At 59.6% G+C, this 18,581-nt stretch carries 17 protein-coding genes; 8 read left to right on the forward strand and 9 right to left on the reverse strand.

Annotation, left to right across the window (positions count from 1 at the left end; all coding sequences use genetic code 11):
- The first annotated feature begins 21 nt into the window (after positions 1–21).
- Positions 22–576, forward strand: a complete 555-nt coding sequence (locus GS605_RS12760) for a L,D-transpeptidase (protein ID WP_152456903.1) — start codon at positions 22–24, stop codon at positions 574–576.
- 18 nt (positions 577–594) lie between these two features.
- Here the strand turns inward: GS605_RS12760 and GS605_RS12765 are convergent, their stop codons facing one another.
- Positions 595–1,260 carry an arylesterase gene (locus tag GS605_RS12765; RefSeq protein WP_253283303.1) on the reverse strand — a complete coding sequence of 222 codons (666 nt, stop codon included), beginning with the start codon at positions 1,258–1,260 and terminating at the stop codon, positions 595–597.
- A 27-nt stretch (positions 1,261–1,287) separates the two neighbouring features.
- Between GS605_RS12765 and GS605_RS12770 the strand changes: the two genes are divergently transcribed.
- Positions 1,288–1,983: an ABC transporter ATP-binding protein gene (locus GS605_RS12770; protein ID WP_171724232.1), complete on the forward strand. Its 696-nt coding sequence runs from the start codon at positions 1,288–1,290 to the stop codon at positions 1,981–1,983.
- Positions 1,980–4,508: an ABC transporter permease gene (locus GS605_RS12775; RefSeq protein ID WP_171724233.1), complete on the forward strand. Its 2,529-nt coding sequence runs from the start codon at positions 1,980–1,982 to the stop codon at positions 4,506–4,508. Before GS605_RS12770 ends, GS605_RS12775 begins: the two co-directional genes overlap by 4 nt.
- A 2-nt stretch (positions 4,509–4,510) precedes the next feature.
- On the opposite strand, the gene GS605_RS12780 is transcribed toward GS605_RS12775, so the two are convergent.
- On the reverse strand, positions 4,511–4,957 hold the full coding sequence (locus GS605_RS12780; RefSeq protein WP_170346430.1) for an Rrf2 family transcriptional regulator: 447 nt from the start codon (positions 4,955–4,957) through the stop codon (positions 4,511–4,513).
- Between the two features lie 93 nt (positions 4,958–5,050).
- Here GS605_RS12780 and GS605_RS12785 point away from each other — a divergent pair, with 93 nt between their 5' ends.
- A complete protein-coding gene (locus GS605_RS12785) occupies positions 5,051–5,620 on the forward strand; it encodes a gamma-glutamylcyclotransferase family protein (protein ID WP_171331328.1) in 570 nt (189 codons plus the stop codon).
- Between the two features lie 53 nt (positions 5,621–5,673).
- Here GS605_RS12785 and gltX read toward each other — a convergent pair whose 3' ends face one another.
- On the reverse strand, positions 5,674–6,999 hold the full coding sequence (gene gltX, locus GS605_RS12790; protein WP_171724234.1) for a glutamate--tRNA ligase: 1,326 nt from the start codon (positions 6,997–6,999) through the stop codon (positions 5,674–5,676).
- Positions 7,000–7,074: 75 nt separating this feature from the next.
- The gene (locus GS605_RS12795; protein WP_171724235.1) at positions 7,075–7,509 is read right to left on the reverse strand and encodes a DUF1801 domain-containing protein; all 435 of its coding nucleotides are present in this window, start codon (positions 7,507–7,509) and stop codon (positions 7,075–7,077) included.
- 116 nt (positions 7,510–7,625) lie between these two features.
- On the opposite strand from GS605_RS12795, the gene GS605_RS12800 reads away from it, so the two are divergent.
- The gene (locus tag GS605_RS12800; protein WP_171724236.1) at positions 7,626–8,558 is read left to right on the forward strand and encodes an MBL fold metallo-hydrolase; all 933 of its coding nucleotides are present in this window, start codon (positions 7,626–7,628) and stop codon (positions 8,556–8,558) included.
- A gap of 4 nt (positions 8,559–8,562) precedes the next feature.
- On the opposite strand, the gene GS605_RS12805 is transcribed toward GS605_RS12800, so the two are convergent.
- From GS605_RS12805 to GS605_RS12815, 3 genes are all read right to left on the reverse strand, one after another.
- A complete protein-coding gene (locus GS605_RS12805; RefSeq protein WP_171724237.1) occupies positions 8,563–9,894 on the reverse strand; it encodes an FAD-binding oxidoreductase in 1,332 nt (443 codons plus the stop codon).
- A 137-nt stretch (positions 9,895–10,031) separates the two neighbouring features.
- Entirely contained in the window at positions 10,032–10,256 is a 225-nt protein-coding gene (locus GS605_RS12810) for a hypothetical protein (RefSeq protein WP_253283304.1), read from the reverse strand.
- A gap of 311 nt (positions 10,257–10,567) precedes the next feature.
- Positions 10,568–12,226: an NAD+ synthase gene (locus GS605_RS12815; protein ID WP_171724239.1), complete on the reverse strand. Its 1,659-nt coding sequence runs from the start codon at positions 12,224–12,226 to the stop codon at positions 10,568–10,570.
- Positions 12,227–12,379: 153 nt separating this feature from the next.
- On the opposite strand from GS605_RS12815, the gene GS605_RS12820 reads away from it, so the two are divergent.
- Positions 12,380–13,861 (forward strand): 2-isopropylmalate synthase, encoded by a 1,482-nt coding sequence (locus tag GS605_RS12820; RefSeq protein ID WP_171724240.1) that lies wholly within the window; start codon positions 12,380–12,382, stop codon positions 13,859–13,861.
- Positions 13,862–13,865: 4 nt separating this feature from the next.
- Here GS605_RS12820 and GS605_RS12825 read toward each other — a convergent pair whose 3' ends face one another.
- Positions 13,866–14,531, reverse strand: coding sequence for an SDR family NAD(P)-dependent oxidoreductase (locus GS605_RS12825; RefSeq protein WP_171634821.1), 666 nt, complete (start codon positions 14,529–14,531; stop codon positions 13,866–13,868).
- Between the two features lie 288 nt (positions 14,532–14,819).
- Between GS605_RS12825 and GS605_RS12830 the strand changes: the two genes are divergently transcribed.
- Positions 14,820–16,388 carry a 2-isopropylmalate synthase gene (locus GS605_RS12830; RefSeq protein WP_171634829.1) on the forward strand — a complete coding sequence of 523 codons (1,569 nt, stop codon included), beginning with the start codon at positions 14,820–14,822 and terminating at the stop codon, positions 16,386–16,388.
- Positions 16,389–16,565: 177 nt separating this feature from the next.
- Here the strand turns inward: GS605_RS12830 and GS605_RS12835 are convergent, their stop codons facing one another.
- Positions 16,566–17,351, reverse strand: coding sequence for a 23S rRNA (adenine(2030)-N(6))-methyltransferase RlmJ (locus tag GS605_RS12835; protein ID WP_171724241.1), 786 nt, complete (start codon positions 17,349–17,351; stop codon positions 16,566–16,568).
- Positions 17,352–17,506: 155 nt separating this feature from the next.
- Here GS605_RS12835 and GS605_RS12840 point away from each other — a divergent pair, with 155 nt between their 5' ends.
- A complete protein-coding gene (locus GS605_RS12840; protein ID WP_039523195.1) occupies positions 17,507–18,553 on the forward strand; it encodes a rod shape-determining protein in 1,047 nt (348 codons plus the stop codon).
- Positions 18,554–18,581 lie beyond the last annotated feature (28 nt).

The raw sequence follows: 18,581 nt of genomic DNA on the forward strand, positions 1-18,581 counted from the left end.
GGTCATTCGACGAGGGTTTCGATGTTTACACGCCGTATTTTTCTGGCCGGAACAGCAGCAAGCATGTTGCCGGGCATCGCCCGCGCCAAAAAGGCGGTCGAGTATGATCCGACGCCGCAATTCGTGCGCATCAAGAAACAGTTCGTACCAGGACAGCTGCTGGTCGCGCCCCGGTCGTTCTACCTTTACTTCGTCACGGAACCTCGCAAGGCGATCCGCTATGGATGCGGCGTCGGCAAAGCGGGGTTGGAGTTTACCGGCACGGCCACCATCGATGTGAAAAAGGAATGGCCGACCTGGCGCCCGACGGATGAGATGATCGAACGTGATCCCGTCGCTTACGCCAAATTCAAGGACAATGACTATGTCCAACCCGGCGGCGGAGATAACCCGCTGGGCGCGCGCGCGCTGTACCTGTTCCAGAACGGTGTCGATACCTATTTCCGCATCCACGGCACGACGCAGCCGCAGACCATTGGCCGGGCAGTGTCCAACGGTTGCATACGGATGCTGAACGAGCATGTGATCGATTTGTACAACCGGGTCCCGATCGGAACAGTTGTCACGGTCGTCTAGGTGCCCATGGATGGGCGCCTATTCCGCTTGACCCGCCTGATCAACAAGCTTCAGAACGGACGGCCCCAGTGATTCAACGATCTTTGCCACCCCATCCGCGTTTGGATGTATTCCGTCCGACTGCATGAACTGCGATACCGCACCGGGGTCGCCCTCTGCCGCAAGACCTTCAAAGAAACTGGCGGTGAAGAGGACGTCGAACTCTTTCGCCAGGTCTGGGTACATCCCGTCGAAAGCTTGCTTGTAATCGGCCCCGTAGTTGCCCGGCGCCTGCATACCGATTAGCAGAACCGGTACATTCACGCCCTGCGCCACGTCCAGGATCCTGCGCAGATTGGCCTTTGATACGGTAGGGTCGATCCCCCGCAGCAGGTCGTTGCCGCCAAGGGCAACGATCATGCCATCCACATCCGGTGTCAGGGTCCAGTCCACACGCGCGGCCCCGCCCGCCGTCGTGTCACCCGAAACGCCTGCGTTGATGACGCGGACATCCGCGCCCTGCGTCTGCAACCAGCGTTCAAGCTGCGGAACAAACCCGCTTTCCTCCACCAGCCCATAGCCCTGAGTCAGCGAGTCCCCCAATGCCGCAATCACCACTTGTTCGGCTGTGGCCGCAAAACCGCACCACGTGAAAAGGCCTGCTATCAAAGCCTTGCGCAATGCGGTGATCGCTCCATATCCCAAAAGACCGCTCCTTTTTCGGGTAGACCCATGACGACTGCTGTTCTCGCCCTCCAAGATGCCTCTTTGTCCCTGGATGGCAATGCCGGGCGGGTCGATATTCTGCATGACATTACGTTGACTGTGGACAAAGGCGAGACTCTGGGGCTTATCGGGCCTTCTGGCTCGGGCAAGTCTTCGCTGCTGATGTTGATGGCGGGGTTGGAACAAGTGACGCGCGGTCAAATCATGGCGCTGGGTCAGGAGCTGACCGACATGGATGAGGACGCTCTGGCCCGGTTTCGACGCGATAGTATGGGGGTGGTGTTTCAGAACTTCCACCTGATCCCGACGATGACCGCGCTTGAAAACGTAGCAACCCCACTGGAACTGGCGGGGCACAAGGATGCGTTCGACCGGGCCAAGCAAGAGCTGGACGCCGTTGGCCTGTCGCACCGTCGCGATCATTACCCGGCGCAACTGTCGGGCGGAGAACAACAGCGTGTTGCCTTGGCACGAGCATCTGCGCCGCGCCCCAAAATCCTGTTGGCTGATGAACCGACCGGGAATCTGGACGAAACCAACGGGGCCGCAATTGTTGATTTGCTGTTTGGTTTGCGCCGGAAATACGATGCAACCCTGGTTCTGGTGACACACAGCCATTCATTGGCCGAAAGATGTGACCGGGTCGTTCGGTTGCGTGACGGCAGGATCGCCGAAGAGACCCGGCAGGAGGCCGCGGAATGAGCCTGCGGATGGCCGGGCGGCTCGCCCGCCGCGAGCTTCGCGGAGGCCTGAGTGGTTTTCGGATCTTTCTGGCCTGTTTGGCGTTGGGGGTCGCCGCCATCGCGGCCGTCGGGTCGGTGCGGCAAGCCATACTGGCTGGGCTTGCGCAAGAAGGGGCCTCGCTGCTGGGGGGCGATGCCGAACTTGAATTCACCTATCGATTTGCCGACCCGGCCGAGCGCGCCTGGATGCAACAGACATCCGTCCAGATGTCCGAGGTTGTTGATTTCCGCTCGATGGCCGTTGTGCCCGGCGCGACAGATCCGGAACGAGCACTGACTCAGGTCAAGTCGGTCGACAACGCGTACCCACTTGTCGGCTCGGCACGGCTGGAACCAGAGATCCCGCTGGAAGACGCCCTGAACGGCAGTTCCGGCTTGCCCGGGGCCGTGATGGAACCTGTGCTGATGGACCGGCTTGGGGTGTCCGTCGGTGATCGGTTTTCACTTGGGACGCAAGAGTTCATCCTGACGGCTGCCTTGCTGGACGAGCCCGACAGTGCGGCGGATGGGTTTGGTCTTGGGCCGCGTACTCTGGTACGAACCGAGGCGTTGCAGGCGTCCGGTCTGCTGGAACCCGGAACACTGTTTTCGACCAAGTACAGGATGATCCTGCCCCGGAACGCAGATCTTTCGGATGTATCCGCAAAGGCTGATGCGGCATTCGAAGGCACCGGGATGCGTTGGACGGACGCGCGCAACGGTGCCCCCGGGATATCCGAGTTTGTCAATCGCCTGAGTGCCTTTCTTGTCCTTGTCGGGCTGTCGGGGCTTGCCGTCGGCGGCATCGGCGTGTCTGCCGCCGTGCGTGCTTATCTGACGCAGAAGACGGAAACCGTTGCGACGCTGCGCACCTTGGGGGCCGATCGCGCCACCATTTTTCAAACCTACATGATTCAAATTGGCGTTCTGTCCGTCTTCGGGATTGTGATTGGCCTGACGCTGGGTGGGTTGGCGCCGCTTGTTCTGGCCCCGCTGCTGGAAAGCCAATTGCCAGTTCCCGCAGTGTTTTCCCTGTATCCACAGCCGCTGATCGAGGCAGCAATATACGGTCTGCTCACAGCGTTCCTGTTCACACTCTGGCCTTTGGCCCGCACCGAAGATGTGCGCGCCGCGACGTTGTTTCGCGACGCGTTGAGCTCGGCCCGCCCCTTTCCACGTCTGATTTACGTCGTGGCAACGGGTGTCGGGCTGTTGTTGCTGATCGCCCTGGCATCATGGTTCAGCGGCTCGACGCGGCTTACCGTCTGGACCGGCGGCGGGCTTGTCGGTGCACTGGCGCTGTTGGCCCTCGCCGCTTATGCCATTCGCAAACTGGCTCGGGCTGGGGCTTCGTTGGCCCGCGGGCGACCCACAGTCAGATGGGCGTTGTCGGCCATCTCGGACCCACGCGAAGGCGCAGGGTCTGTGGTTCTGTCACTGGGGCTGGGCCTGTCGGTGCTGGCTGCGGTCGGGCAGATCGACGGTACCCTGCGCAACGCCATTTCGGGCAACCTGCCGGATGTCGCGCCGTCGTACTTCTTCGTGGACATCCAGAAAGATCAAATGCCCGGCTTCACCGAACGCCTGCAAAGCGACCCCGCGGTCAGCCGCATTGAAAGCGCGCCGATGTTGCGCGGGATCATCACGCAGATCAACGGCCAGCCCGCTCGGGACGTGGCCGGAGATCACTGGGTGTTGGAAGGGGATCGCGGCGTGACCTATTCGGTTCAACCGCCACCGAAGGCACGCCTGACCGCAGGGGAATGGTGGGCCGAAGATTACGCAGGTGCACCCCAGGTCAGCTTTGCCGCCGAAGAAGCCGAAGAGATGGGCCTGAACCTGGGCGACCAACTGACCGTCAATATCCTTGGGCGTGACATCACGGCAGAGCTGACGTCCCTGCGCGAGGTAGATTTCTCTACCGCGGGAATGGGCTTCGTCATGTCGATGAACCCCACTGCGCTGGCCGGTGCGCCGCACAGCTTTATCGCGACGGTCTATGCCGAAGAACAGGCCGAGGCGGCCATCCTGCGGGATCTTGCAGGCCAGTTCCCCAATATCACGGCCATCCGGGTGCGCGACGCCATTGATCGTGTCTCGGGCCTGCTGGCAGGCATCGCCGCAGCGACCTCGTACGGTGCAGGAGTATCGCTGCTGACCGGATTTCTGGTTCTGATCGGCGCAGCGGCGGCGGGCGAACCTGCCCGCAGATACGAAGCAGCCATCCTCAGGACATTGGGTGCAGATCGTGGCCGTATCCTGCGCAGCTTTGGCCTGCGATCCGTTCTGCTTGGGGCCGCTGCGGGATGCGTCGCGCTGTTCGTTGGCATTCTGGGCGGCTGGGCCGTTGCCACCTACATCTTCGACACAGAGTTCACGGTCATCTGGTCATCGGCCTTCGGCATCGTTCTGGCCGGGATAGGCGTCACGTTATGTGCTGGGCTGGCATTTGCCCTGCGTCCACTTTCGGTGCGTCCGGCGCGCATATTGCGCGCGAGCGATTGAAATCAGCGCACGCAGGCCACGGGCTGCAAGAGCCTCAGCAGCGGATCATTGTCACATACCAGCGCATCCAGGGTAACATCGTCCAGGGACGCATAGAACACCTCTGCCGCGTCCTGAAGCGCAAGCCTCAGCCGGCAGGCATCCGTAAGAGGGCACGTGTTGTCCGCGTCGGCGAAACATTCGGCAATGGGCAAAGCCCCTTCAACATGCCGGAACACCGCACCGATGCGTATCTGATCCGCGGGGCGCGCCAGTGACATGCCACCGTTACGACCGCGCTGCGTGCTCAGATAGTTCAGCTGGCTCAGCTGATTGATCACCTGCGCCAGGTGGTTTTCCGAAATGTTGCACACTTCGGCGATTTCGGATTTCGTGACCAGCCTGTCCGGGTGAGCTGCGCAATACATCAACAGGCGCACAGCGATATTCGTCCTTTTGGTAATCCGCATGAGGGCCTCCCTAAATTCAAGATGCAACCTTATTGCATGTCCGGAAAAAAAGCGGTTTGACATACATCAATCGACCCAAAGGACACTTCTTGGATGGCCGACCCCTATTTCTTTGGCTATGGCAGCCTCGTGAACCTCGCGACGCATGATTTCCCCGATCCGCGCCCCGCGCGACTGAAGGGTTGGCGGCGGGCCTGGCGGCATACCGATCTGCGACCCGTGGCGTTTCTGACTGCCGTGCCCGACCCGAAGTCAGAGATCGAAGGCATGATTGCGCATGTTCCCAATAATGACTGGGCCGCGCTGGATGAACGGGAATGGGCGTATGACCGGATTCCTGCAACGCAGTCGGTTTCACATCCCCTGACGCACGACGTCGAAATAGCTGTCTACGCCGTCCCGCAGGATCGGCACAGCCAGCCCAGCAATCACCACCCGTTGCTGCTCAGCTATATCGATGTTGTCGTGCAGGGTTACTTGCGGGCATTCGGCGAGGACGGCGCGGATCGATTCTTTGAGACGACAACAGGCTGGGACGCCCCGATCCTGAATGATCGCGCCGAACCGCGTTACCCACGCCACCAGCAACTCAAACCTGTCGAACGTGATTTTGTCGATGACCGCCTGACAAGTTTGTCGGTTCGGTTCGTACAGCCGGCGTAACAAAAAAAGGGCCACGCCGATGACGTGGCCCAGAAAATTGGTGTGCCACCACGTTAGCCGCGCGCGCGGATCACCTGTAGCAACGGCATCAGCGCAGCCATTTCCGGGCCGCGCTCCATGCCGGTCAACGCTTTGCGCAGTGGCATGAACAGGCCTTTGCCCTTGCGACCGGTTGCCTCTTTCACGGCTTTGGTCCAGGTGCCCCACGTGTCACCATCGAACGGGCCTTCGGGCAGCAAAGCCATCGCCTGGGTAATGAATTCCCGATCTTCATCGGCGATCAGGGGATCGGCCCCGTCACGGCACAGTTCCCACCAGCCCTTGAGATCGGCCAGGTTGGTGATGTTTTCACGGGCCATGGCCCAGAAAGGTTCTGCCAATTCATCTGGAACACCTGCATCCGCAACGGCACTGGCCACATCGGACAGCGGCAGCGATTGCAAATGCCTGGCGGTCAGCGGAAACAGGTCCTGTACATCGAACTTGGTCGGCGCGGCGCCAAACCGGTTTACATCGAACCCTTCGATCAGCTCGGCCATTTCCGAGCGCAGCTCAACCGGATCAGACGAGCCCAGACGCGCCATAAGGCTCAGCAATGCCATCGGTTGCACACCCTGTTCGCGAAGATCGCGCAAGGCCAGCGTGCCTAGCCGTTTCGACAATGCCTCACCCTGCGGACCAGTCAGCAGAGAATGGTGGGCAAAACGCGGACAACGCCCGCCCAGCGCCTCGATGATCTGGATCTGCGTCGCCGTGTTGGTCACATGGTCCGAACCCCGTACGACATCCGTCACGCCCATTTCAGTATCATCCACAACCGACGCAATCGTATAGAGAACCTGGCCATCGCCACGGATCAGAACCGGATCGGAAACCGAAGCCGCATCAATCGAGATGTCGCCAAGAATGCCGTCATTCCATTCGATACGTTCATGATCCAGCTTGAAGCGCCAGACGCCGTTGCCACGTTCGGCGCGCAGCTTCTCTTTCTCGGCCTCGGACAGGTTCAGCGCAGCGCGGTCATAGACCGGCGGCTTGCCCATGTTCAGTTGCTTCTTGCGTTTCAGATCCAGCTCGGTCGGCGTTTCGAACGCTTCGTACAAACGACCCATCGCGCGCAGCTTGTCGGCCGCTTCGGCATAGCGGTCCAGACGGTCCGACTGACGCTCGACCCGGTCCCAATGCAAACCCAGCCATTCCAGGTCCTGCTTGATGGCATCGACATATTCTTCTTTCGACCGCTCTGGGTCGGTATCATCGATGCGCAGGATGAACGTACCGCCTGCCTTGCGGGCAATCAGATAGTTCATCAGGGCGGTGCGCAGGTTGCCCACATGGATGTAGCCGGTGGGCGACGGGGCGAAACGGGTGGTTGTCATGGGTGTCTCCTGTTGGCGCGGCTCTTGTCACATGGGGGCGTTTTTGTCCAGCCGCCGCTTGATCCATCAGGTGATTCAGAAAGGTTTCACCGGCCACACCCTGTCGAGGTCGTCCAGTCCGGCGCGAATGAGTTCGCGCAAAACGCCCGTGTCGATATCCGCCAGTTTGTTGACGTAAAGACAGGACTTGCTCAGCTTGTGCTTTCCCAATCTGGCCATGAGATCCGCAAAATCTGCGTAACCCGGCATGATGTAAATCACCAAAGCTGATTTGCGCGGCGAAAAACCGGTTGCCAGAAAGTCCCCTTCACGACCCGTTTTGTAGCGATAATGGTAGCGGCCATACCCGACGATCGACGGGCCCCACATGACCGGTTTAAACCCGGTGGTGGCGCGAAACAACTTGTCAAGCTGGTGCGCGTCTTCAGCACGGCGCGCCGGTTGAACCGTTTTCAGGAAATTCTCGACGCTTTGATCTGTCGGAACTGTCTTATTGTCTGATCGCGCCATGAACAAAAATTAACACGTATTATTCATCCATGCACCCCATCTGAATGGCGTATAAACTGGCAAGAAACTCTCGACGCCCTAACTGCAACATTGATGTCCTGACAGGGAGAACGAAGATGACAATAAAACTTACACGCCGCGCCGCTTTGGGAAGTGCCGCTGCCTTGCCGTTTGCAGCTGCGGCCGCACCGGTTCTGGCCGCCAGCCCGGAAACCAAAGCAAACTCGACCATCGCAAGGTCATTTCATATTGGCGACTTCACGGTCACGACCCTGCTGGATGGCAGCTTTCCACGCGACGGAGCCAAAGAGATTTTTGGGGGCGGAGCGACGGACGATGAATTTGCCAAGGTTTCGGCTGAAAACTTCATTCCGGCAGACGTCGCACAGTTTTTCTTTACCCCCTCACTGGTCAACACAGGATCAGAGCTGGTTCTGTTTGATACCGGTCTGGGGCAAGGTGGCATACAGGCCGCGCTGGCAGATGCGGGTGTGACCCCGGATCAGATCGATGTGGTCGTGATTACGCATATGCACCCTGACCATATCGGTGGCATGACCACCGAAGGCGCGCCCACCTTCGCCAATGCGCGCTACGTGACGGCGTCTCCGGAGTATGATTTCTGGGCTGCGCAGGACGCAGGCAATCGCGTGGGCGATCTGGTCGCTGAAAAAGTCACACCGCTGGCCGAGAAAATGACCTTTGTCGAAGACGGGGGCGAGGTTGCCTCGGGCATTACCGCAGTGGCCGCTTATGGCCACACACCGGGCCACACGGTCTACCATCTGGAAAGTAACGGGCAACGTCTGGTGCTGACGGCGGATTTGGCCAACCACTATGTCTGGTCTTTCGCCCATCCCGAATGGGAAGTCCGGTTTGACATGGACAAGGCCGCAGCCACTGCCGCACGCCGCGATGTTCTTGGCATGCTGGCTGCCGACAAGGTACCTATGGTCGGCTATCACATGCCATTCCCCGGCGCCGGGTATGTTGAGACCCGTGGAGAAGGCTTTCGCTTTGTCCCGGTCAGCTACCAGATGATGGGCTGAGCGTTCAGTACCCCGGATCTGGCCGCACTTTTGAACCGTCACTAAACCGCGACAAGCGAAAGGCGGCCGGGTCCACGCAAGGCGTTGTTTCGGCAACCAGATCGGCCATCAGCCGCCCCGCCCCGGGCCCGATTCCGAAACCATGGCCCGAAAACCCCGTGGCAATGTACATTCCCGGCAGATCATCCACGCCCGAGATGACGGGAATGGCATCTGGCGTCACATCGATCATACCTGCCCAGCTTTGTACGATCTCGCCTGTTTGCACAGCGGGGTATCCCTTGCATGCACTGGCCCAGGCGCGTCGCAACGTTTTTTGAGACGGCTCAGGGTCCAAGATCCGGCACTGTTCGAATGGTGTCACATCGGTTGGCAGCCATCTTCGGTTCTGTTGTGCTTCGATCGTCCAGCGTTTGGACAGGCGAAAGCGCAGAGATTTCCACTCCTGCACAAAAGCCGGCAGGAACTGAATCGCCAATCGAAAACTGTCCGGCACGATGTCCACGGTATTCTCATGACCGGACGCAATAGTGTACCCGCCATCTGCCCGTTTTCGGATCGCAAAGTCATCCGACCACAATGCCGCCTCGGGCCCCTCTGCGATAGGGGATGTGCGCAGGACCGTATTCAGAACCTTCAACTGCGGCAGCTCGATCCCAGCATTTCCTGCAAACAGGCGCGACCACGCACCCCCGGCCAGAACGACGCGGCCGCTGGCAACTTTGCCGCGCTCGGTGAAAACACCGGCGATACGTCCAGCCTGAATGTCCAAACTGCGCACGGCGCAATTCGTCATGATCACCGCGCCCCGAGCCCGCGCAGCTTCGGCAATGGCGGGGGCTGTCCATTGAGGTTCGGCACGACCGTCCTGCGGCATGTACAAAGCGGTTTCAAAGCCCGATTGGTTGCCGTGCAAAAGGTCTGCCAACTCACCGCCCGAAACCATCCGCGCGCCGGTCTGCAATCCTTCGACATGGTGCAGCCAACGTTCCATGTTGCCGGCATCCCGCTTGCCGGATGCGCCAAAAAGGATACCGGATCGGGTGTAACCTGTCTTGCGGTCCAGCCGGTCATCGAGCGTCTGCCAGATGCGCGACGATTCCTGCATCAGGGGTATCTCTCTGGGGTCCCGCATCCCAAGACGGACCCAACCCCAATTGCGAGAACTTTGTTCGGCTGCAATCTGCCCTTTTTCGCACAAAAGAACCGAAGCGCCCCGCTCTGCCAGTTCCAATGCGGTTGAAACGCCGATGATTCCGCCACCGATGACCACGACATCCACGGTTTTGGGCAGGGCAAGATCAGGTTCTACAGGAGTCGGTTTGGGCGCGGTCATCAATAAGCCTTACTCTGTCACTTGGACCGCTATGGAGACCAAAAGACAAAGCATGGGCAATACAAACTGCCACCGCAACATACGATTTTCGGCTTCTGTGACCCAGACGCCTGAGGTTAAAAGCGCGGGGCCAAAGGTTACGCTGCGCCGGACAGTTCCGCCCATTTCTGGCGCAAGATCGCGGACAACCGGTTTTCCTTCAGCGCCGCTTGCGCGGATACGTCTTCCTGTGGAAGCAATTGCGGAAACTCTGGCCGCAACATGGCCGCTTTCTGATCTTCCGACTGCCGCTGCTCATTCAACAGATCGGCAATTGCTGCATCCAGCTTTTCTTCATCCAAATCTTGCGGCAAAGATTCCATTGTGCGCCATTTCAAAGGCGCATGAAGCGATCTTTCAACATTCTCGTACATTTTAACACCAAACCATTTACTCAGACATCCAACCCCGGATACGCCGCGATCACCACGGCTGGCCGTCGCCATCAACAACAATGCGTCGCATCCGCCCCACATTGGGCAACTTCCAAGCAAAAATGTGTCAGAAAAATGTCACCCAAGCAAGCCAGAGATGGCCTTTTTCGCCCCGTTGCACGGGCTTTGCCCCTCGATCAGGGGACAATGCGCAGCGCGGAAACTTCACTGTCTCCGATCTGACGGGTTTGGCTTCGATTTCAGTGACGATCACGCCAGCGATTTACGATCGGGTACCGCCGGTCCAGCCAGAATGCCCGCTTGCTCAAGCGTGTGCCCGGAGCGGACTGGAACCGTTTGTACTCGCTGATATAGATCAGGTGCTCGACCTTTCGCGCGTCCGCCTCGTCAAATCCGGCGGCGACGCAATCCGCGATGGAGCCATCCTGATCGACCAGAATGTCAAGTATCGCGTCCAGTATGGGATAGTCCGGCAGACTGTCACTGTCCTTCTGATCTTCGCGCAGTTCGGCGCTGGGGGGTTTGTCGATGACGGACGGGCGAATGACCTCTCCGTCAGGCCCCATCATCCAGTCTCGATGATTGGCGTTGCGCCAGCGGCAGGTTTCGAACACGCGGGTTTTGTACAGATCCTTGATCGGGTTGTAGCCGCCATTCATATCGCCATAGATCGTGGCATAGCCCACCGCGACCTCGGACTTGTTGCCGGTGGTCAACAGCATTTCGCCGAATTTGTTCGAGATCGCCATCAGCAAAAGCCCGCGCAGGCGCGACTGAATGTTCTCCTCGGTCAAGCCTTCGTCCAACCCCGCAAACAGCGGAGCGAGCGTGTTGGTGACGGCAGCCCGGCTTTCCGAAATCGGCACATGGTCATAGTGCACACCCAGCGCCTTGGCGACGGCCTCGGCATCGTCCAATGACGCTTGGCTGGTATATTCCGACGGCAACATCACGCAGCGAACATTGTCGGCCCCGATGGCATCCACCGCGATGGTCGCCACCAACGCGGAATCGATCCCTCCGGACAGTCCCAGAACTGCTTTTTTGAAACCGGTCTTGCCCATATAGTCCCGCAGGGACTGCACCATCGCGCGATAATCCTGCTCCCACACATCCGGCTGGGGCACGATTTCTGTCGGCACAATGCGCCAGCCATCGTCGCCACGCTCAAGATCCACCTGCGCAACCACTTCGTCGAATACCGGCATCCGGAAGGCCAGCTCTCCGCCCGGGTTGAGACCGAAGCTGGCGCCGTCAAAGACCTGATCGTCCTGCCCGCCGACCATGTTCAGGTAGATCAGCGGCAGGCCCGTTTCGACCACGCGCGCGACCATATGGTTCAGACGTACATCGTATTTGTTCCGAAAATAGGGCGACCCATTGGGGATCAGCAGAAACTCGGCCCCGGTTTCCTCAAGCGTTTCGGCGACGTCAGTGTGCCAGCTATCCTCGCAGATGGGGCTGCCGATCCGGAAGTTGCCAACCGAATACGGACCGCCCAGAGGACCCGCATCATACAGGCGCACTTCGTCGAAAACAGTCTCATTCGGCAAGTGGTGCTTCAGAACCTTGCTGGTGATCCGCCCCCCCTTCAGGATCAGATAGGCATTGTACAACTTGCCATCATCGACCCACGGACCACCCAGGGCAATCGCGGGCCCATCGGCGCATTTTCCGGCCAGAGACTCGACCGCATCCATGGCCGCGCGATGAAACACCGGCTTCAGCACCAGATCCTGCGTGTTGTATCCGGTGATGAACATCTCGGGGAACGCCACCAGATCGGCGCCCGCCACCTTGCCCTGTTCCCACGCGGCAACGACCTTGGCCGCGTTGCCGTCGATATCCCCTACGGTCGGGTTCAGTTGCGCCAGAGTGATGCGGAAACGGTCGGCCATGCTGCCCTCTTGCCTCGTCAGTCCTACTGCCATTTAGCAGATCACCGCGCGAGTAAAAGGCCAATGCGGCAAAACCCGTTGCCCTGCCCTCGACGGTGTCCTAGTTTTGCGCCCAGGGATGCAACCAACGATGATCCGGCAGGCAGGACCAAAATGAACGTGATCCGAAACTCAATTGGGGCTGTGGCCATGAGCCTGGCAGCTGCGACCGCTGTTGCGCAGGACGGCACGATTATCGTCAAGGATGACGAAGTGGGCGGCGTCTACGAGGGCACTTATGAGAATGGCCTGCGCCACGGGACGGGTACGTATCGGCTGCCCAACGGGTTCGAATACACCGGCCAGTGGGTGGAAGGCGAAATTCAGGGCCAAGGCGTCACCAAGTACCCGGATGGATCGGTTTATGAAGGCGCGTTCGTCAAAGGTCAGCCGGACGGGCGCGGCAAGATCGTTTACGCCAATGGCAGCAGCTATGACGGTGAATGGTCCAACGGATCCATTAACGGCACGGGCATCGCTGAATTTGCCAATGGCTCGCGCTATGAAGGTGAGTTCAGGAACGCACAACGGCACGGCAAGGGCAAACTGACCTTTCCCGACGGATACGTCTACGATGGCGACTGGGTGGACGGTCAGCGGCAAGGCAAGGCCACGATCACCTATGCCGATGGCAGCGTTTACGAAGGCGATGTCAACGCCGGCTTGCGCGATGGCACGGGCACCCAGACAATGCCTGACGGAATGGTATACGAAGGCGAATGGACGCAGGACCAGATCACCGGGACAGGTCGCCTGACCTATGCCAATGGCGATGTTTATGAAGGCGAGCTGGTGCAGGGGCGCCGTCAGGGCAAAGGCAAAGTAACTCACGCGTCAGGGGACGTCTACGAGGGCGATTTTGTCGATGATCGCCGCCATGGCACAGGTACGTTCACCGGAACCGATGGTTTTGTGTACACCGGCGACTGGAACCAGGGTCAGATAGAAGGCCTGGGTGAGCTGACCTATCCCGACGGTTCGGTCTATGTGGGCGATTTCGTGGCCGATCTGGCGGAAGGAAACGGCCGCATCACCTATCCCGACGGCTCCACTTACGAGGGTGAGTGGATCGCCGGCGTCATCGAAGGCCAGGGTACGGCGACCTATGCCACCGGCATGATCTATAAGGGTCAGTTCAAAAACGCACAAAGCCACGGCAAGGGTGTGATGACCCGCGCGGACGGTTCGATCTATGACGGAGACTGGGTCAACGGGGTCCGTCAGGGAAAAGGCAAGGCGACCTACTCTGACGGCACGGTCTACACCGGGGACTTCGTGAACGGAAAGCGTCACGGCAAAGGAGAAATCGTGACCCCTGCCGGGTTCAAGTATGTCGGCGACTGGTCCGAAGGCAAAATCAACGGTGAAGGCATAGCGACCTATTCGAACGGCGACGTCTATGAGGGCAACTTTGTCGACAACAAGAGGCAGGGCAGCGGAACCATGCGCTATGCCAACGGACAAGAAGAAACTGGTATCTGGGAAAACGGTGTTTTGCCAAATCAAACCCCGGACCAGCAGGGCGGCGCAGACGCTCCGGCACAGCAGACAGACCCGGATTCAGAGGCGGCACAACCAGATCCGTCTGGCGAATGATCGCTCACCAAGGAACAGGTTTTCCGGCCCAGTCAAAGAACCCACCGGTATCCGCCGGGCGCAACCCGCCGATCACGGACATCAGGTTGCGCGCGGCTTCACCGGGTTCAACGGCAGGGTGCCGTCCCAGATATTTCCGAGTAAACTCTGTCTTGACCGTGCCGGGATGCAGCGCAACACATATCGCCTGTTTATGGGTCCGGGCCAATTCAATTGCCGAAGTATGGACGATTTGATTGACCGCGGCCTTGGCCGCGCGGTAGCTGATCCAGCCGCCCATCCGATTGTCGCCAATGGACCCGACCCGCGCGGACAATACAGCAAATACCGAACGCCGCTGTCGCGGCAACAACTGATGGGCCCGGCTTAGCACCAACGCCGGACCTACGGCATTCAGAGCAAACTGGTCCATCATTGCCCTTGCCGAAACAGATCGAATGGTCTTTTCGGGCGCATTGCCTGAAATTTCCAGCGCCCCGGAAGCGACAAGAACAAGATCGAACGGGCCCGATAAGCGATCAAGCATCCGGCTCGCTTGATCTGGCTCCATCAGATCGAACCCCTCGACAGAGCGCGAGAGGCACGTCACCGCAACGCCCTGTGCCTCCAATTGCTCGCGTACGGCCGCACCAATCCCGCCGGACGCACCAATGATCAAAGCAGTATCCATCTGTGACCAGCTAGCGGCATGGACGGATCAATCAAGGGACGGGAATTTCCAACCCCCTGCACCGCAACTTGTCGAAAATTGGTTCTTTTCATTCCCGGCGGCGTCTGTATAACCTCAGACCCATGATCAACTGCGCAGATATCCCTTTTGCCAAAGCCGCCCCTCGCGGCGCGGTTCTGCGTGGCCTACTGATCCTAATCCGCCTCTGAGCGTGCCATCCGGCGCGCCCGCTCAGAGGAGGACGCCAGCGCGCCAACAGGCTTTAGGACAGACAAGAAAGAGATTCCCATGACCAACGTGACCGACCAAGACCGCGTCTTGATCTTCGATACCACTTTGCGCGACGGCGAGCAGAGCCCCGGCGCGACCATGACCCATGACGAAAAGCTCGAGATTGCCGAACTGTTGGATGACATGGGCGTCGACATCATCGAAGCCGGTTTTCCGATCGCATCCGAAGGTGACTTCAAAGCGGTAACCGAGATCGCACAACGATCCAAAAACAGCCGCATCTGCGGTCTGGCCCGCGCCAATTTCGCCGATATCGATCGCTGCTGGGAGGCGGTCAAACACGCGGAACAGAACCGCATTCACACCTTCATCGGCACCTCTCCACTGCACCGCGCCATTCCGAACCTGACACAGGACGAGATGGCTGACAAAATCCACGAAACGGTCAGCCACGCGCGCAACCTGTGCGAAAACGTGCAGTGGTCGCCGATGGATGCAACCCGGACCGAATGGGATTACCTGTGCCGCGTCATCGAAATCGCGATCAAGGCCGGGGCAACCACCATCAATATCCCCGACACCGTGGGATATACTGCGCCTCTGGAATCCGCTGACCTGATCAAACGCCTGATCGAAACGGTTCCGGGCGCAGATGAGGTGATCTTTGCTACCCATTGTCATAACGACCTTGGCATGGCGACAGCGAACTCGCTGGCGGCCGTCATCGGTGGCGCACGCCAGATCGAATGCACCATCAACGGCCTGGGCGAACGCGCCGGTAACACTGCGCTGGAAGAGGTCGTGATGGCGATGCGCACGCGCAATGACATCATGCCCTTCCACACCGGGATCGACACGACCAAGATCATGCATATCTCGCGCCGGGTCGCCACGGTTTCGGGCTTCAACGTGCAGTTCAACAAGGCGATTGTCGGCAAGAACGCATTTGCCCACGAAAGCGGCATCCATCAGGACGGAATGCTCAAGAACCGCGACAATTTCGAGATCATGCGCCCCGAGGATATCGGCTTGTCGGGCACATCCCTGCCTCTGGGCAAGCACTCGGGCCGCGCGGCCCTGCGCGACAAACTTGAAACGCTGGGCTTTGAAGTTGGCGACAATCAACTCAAAGACATCTTCGTGCGGTTCAAGGATCTGGCGGATCGCAAGAAAGAAGTGTTCGACGACGATCTCATTGCGCTGATGACCTTGGATGAGGCGGACGACTATCTGCAATTGGTGTCGATGAAAGTCACCTGCGGCACCGGCGGCCAGGCGGAATCGACTGTCGAGCTGGAAGTCGACGGCAAGGACGTCATCGCAACTGAACACGGTGACGGGCCGGTAGACGCAACCTTCAAGGCGATCCGTGCGATTTACCCCAACACGGCCCGTTTGCAGCTGTATCAGGTTCATGCGGTGACCGAAGGCACCGATGCGCAGGCCACGGTTTCGGTCAGGCTGGAAGAAGATGGCATGATCGCCACGGGTCAGTCGGCGAACACGGATACTGTCGTGGCTTCGGCCAAAGCCTATATCCACGCGCTGAACCGCCTGATCGTGCGCCGGGAAAAGACCGGCCCGGGCGCGGATGCCCGCGAAATCAGCTACAAAGACCTGACCTGATCATAATTGGCGCGGTGAGGGGCTCCCGTACCTGCGGGTGCCCGGCTGCGCCGAGCACCCTTGCAGCTTTGGGCCCGGCAGCGCGCCTGCGGCGCGCTGCCGGGCCCAACATGTTTGACGGCATCTCTGATGCAGGTAAACAGGGCGGGAGTATCGGTTGCATTTCTTTGGCTGGCCTCAGAGACCTGCAAATAGCTGCGACAGGCGTGTCGTCTCTTCCTCGATGCCGAATGGTGCGTTCAGAATGAACATCCCTGACCCCACCATCCGATGCCCCTCGCGCACCGGTGGGAATGTCACCTCATGGCAAATGGCCTTGGGGAAGTTTTGCGCTTTTAGCGTCGCGATCATCCGGGCGTGGCGTTTGTCCGTCAGAACCGGGTACCACAGCGCGATCACCCCGACATTCCATTTCCGGTGCAGTTTGGCAATCGCTGCCGGCAGTCGATCGTAGTCGGTCTTCACCTCATAGCTTGGGTCAATCAGCAATAGCCCCCGACGCGGCGTCGGAGGCAGCAGGGATTGCACCAGTTCAAACCCGTCCTGCCGATACACCTTCGCCCCGAACGGCGACATAGCCAAAGACAGCGCGGCATGTTCTTGGGGGTGCAGCTCGGCAAAATGCAGACTGTCTTGATCCCTCAACAGATGTGCTGCAATCATCGGCGATCCCGGATAGGCCGCGTCGCCGTGCCGGGCCCGTGCGTTTTCCAGAACCCGCGCCATCGGATGTCCGGGGCCGAACCACCCTTCTCGTTTCGCGCGCTCGATTCCCGCCGCCGCCTCGCCCGTCCTCATGGATTCGTCCGCGTCCAACTGGTACAGCCCCCGCCCGGAATGCGTTTCGACATAGCTGAGCGGCTTGTCCTTCTGCGTCAAATAATTCAGCACCCAGGCCAGCAATGCGTGCTTTTGGACATCAGCCAGATTCCCGGCGTGGTAAATATGTTGATAAGAGAGCATTTTGCCTTCTAAAGTCCCATTCAATAAGGCGGAAAGGTGCTGATTGTCGCGGAATCAGCCCTTTTACCGGGCGTGATGGCACCCTATAAGTCATCCGTCCCGGAACCGTCGAGTCGCGGGCAGTAGAAAAACCGACATACAGGATCAGGGGAAACATGGGGATCTTTGGCAATCTGGGCGGCCTGTTCACAGCGGACATGGCCATCGACCTTGGAACGGCGAACACGCTGGTTTACGTCAAGGGGCGCGGTGTCATCCTGTCTGAGCCTTCGGTCGTAGCCTATCACGTCAAGGACGGCGTGAAGAAAGTTCTGGCCGTCGGCGAAGATGCCAAGCTGATGCTGGGCCGGACGCCCGGTTCGATCGAAGCCATCCGCCCCATGCGTGAAGGCGTGATCGCCGACTTCGACACCGCCGAGGAAATGATCAAGCACTTCATTCGCAAGGTGCACAAACGTTCGACCTTTTCGAAACCCAAGATCATCGTCTGCGTACCTCACGGTGCGACCCCAGTCGAAAAACGCGCAATCCGTCAGTCGGTTCTGTCCGCTGGTGCCCGCCGCGCCGGCCTGATCGCGGAACCGATCGCCGCCGCCATCGGCGCGGGCATGCCGATCACCGACCCGACCGGCAACATGGTCGTCGACATCGGCGGTGGTACGACCGAAGTGGCCGTTCTGTCGCTGGGCGACATCGTCTATGCCCGCTCGGTCCGCGTAGGTGGCGACCGCATGGACGAAGCCATCATCTCGTACCTGCGCCGTCAGCAGAACCTGCTGGTCGGTGAATCCACTGCGGAACGCATCAAGACGACGATCGGCACGGCGCGGATGCCTGATGATGGCCGCGGCCAGTCGATGCATATCCGGGGTCGTGACCTGTTGAACGGCGTACCAAAGGAAATCGAGATCAGCCAGGCCCAGGTCGCCGAGGCGCTGTCGGAACCCGTCCAGCAGATCTGCGAAGCGGTGATGACCGCGCTGGAGACCACTCCGCCCGATCTCGCCGCCGATATCGTGGATCGGGGCGTCATGCTGACAGGCGGTGGTGCATTGCTGGGTGATCTGGATCTGGCCCTGCGCGAACAGACCGGCCTGGCCGTGTCCATCGCGGACGAAAGCCTGAATTGTGTGGCTTTGGGCACCGGCAAGGCGCTAGAATACGAAAAACAGCTGCGCCACGCGATTGACTACGAAAGCTGAGGCGCGCACCTTTTAGGGGCAGTCTGAA

This window comes from Ruegeria sp. HKCCD7559 (assembly GCF_013110575.1).
Lineage (GTDB): Bacteria > Pseudomonadota > Alphaproteobacteria > Rhodobacterales > Rhodobacteraceae > Ruegeria.

Bases quoted from the DNA above. Each gene is read 5' to 3' on its own strand.
- GS605_RS12760 (WP_152456903.1), top strand. From the start codon at position 22: ATGTTTACACGCCGTATTTTTCTGGCCGGAACAGCAGCAAGCATGTTG.
- GS605_RS12770 (WP_171724232.1), top strand. From the start codon at position 1,288: ATGACGACTGCTGTTCTCGCCCTCCAAGATGCCTCTTTGTCCCTGGAT.
- GS605_RS12775 (WP_171724233.1), top strand. From the start codon at position 1,980: ATGAGCCTGCGGATGGCCGGGCGGCTCGCCCGCCGCGAGCTTCGCGGA.
- GS605_RS12780 (WP_170346430.1), bottom strand. From the start codon at position 4,957: ATGCGGATTACCAAAAGGACGAATATCGCTGTGCGCCTGTTGATGTAT.
- GS605_RS12785 (WP_171331328.1), top strand. From the start codon at position 5,051: ATGGCCGACCCCTATTTCTTTGGCTATGGCAGCCTCGTGAACCTCGCG.
- gltX (WP_171724234.1), bottom strand. From the start codon at position 6,999: ATGACAACCACCCGTTTCGCCCCGTCGCCCACCGGCTACATCCATGTG.
- GS605_RS12795 (WP_171724235.1), bottom strand. From the start codon at position 7,509: ATGGCGCGATCAGACAATAAGACAGTTCCGACAGATCAAAGCGTCGAG.
- GS605_RS12800 (WP_171724236.1), top strand. From the start codon at position 7,626: ATGACAATAAAACTTACACGCCGCGCCGCTTTGGGAAGTGCCGCTGCC.
- GS605_RS12805 (WP_171724237.1), bottom strand. From the start codon at position 9,894: ATGACCGCGCCCAAACCGACTCCTGTAGAACCTGATCTTGCCCTGCCC.
- GS605_RS12810 (WP_253283304.1), bottom strand. From the start codon at position 10,256: ATGGAATCTTTGCCGCAAGATTTGGATGAAGAAAAGCTGGATGCAGCA.
- GS605_RS12815 (WP_171724239.1), bottom strand. From the start codon at position 12,226: ATGGCCGACCGTTTCCGCATCACTCTGGCGCAACTGAACCCGACCGTA.
- GS605_RS12820 (WP_171724240.1), top strand. From the start codon at position 12,380: ATGAACGTGATCCGAAACTCAATTGGGGCTGTGGCCATGAGCCTGGCA.
- GS605_RS12825 (WP_171634821.1), bottom strand. From the start codon at position 14,531: ATGGATACTGCTTTGATCATTGGTGCGTCCGGCGGGATTGGTGCGGCC.
- GS605_RS12830 (WP_171634829.1), top strand. From the start codon at position 14,820: ATGACCAACGTGACCGACCAAGACCGCGTCTTGATCTTCGATACCACT.
- GS605_RS12835 (WP_171724241.1), bottom strand. From the start codon at position 17,351: ATGCTCTCTTATCAACATATTTACCACGCCGGGAATCTGGCTGATGTC.
- GS605_RS12840 (WP_039523195.1), top strand. From the start codon at position 17,507: ATGGGGATCTTTGGCAATCTGGGCGGCCTGTTCACAGCGGACATGGCC.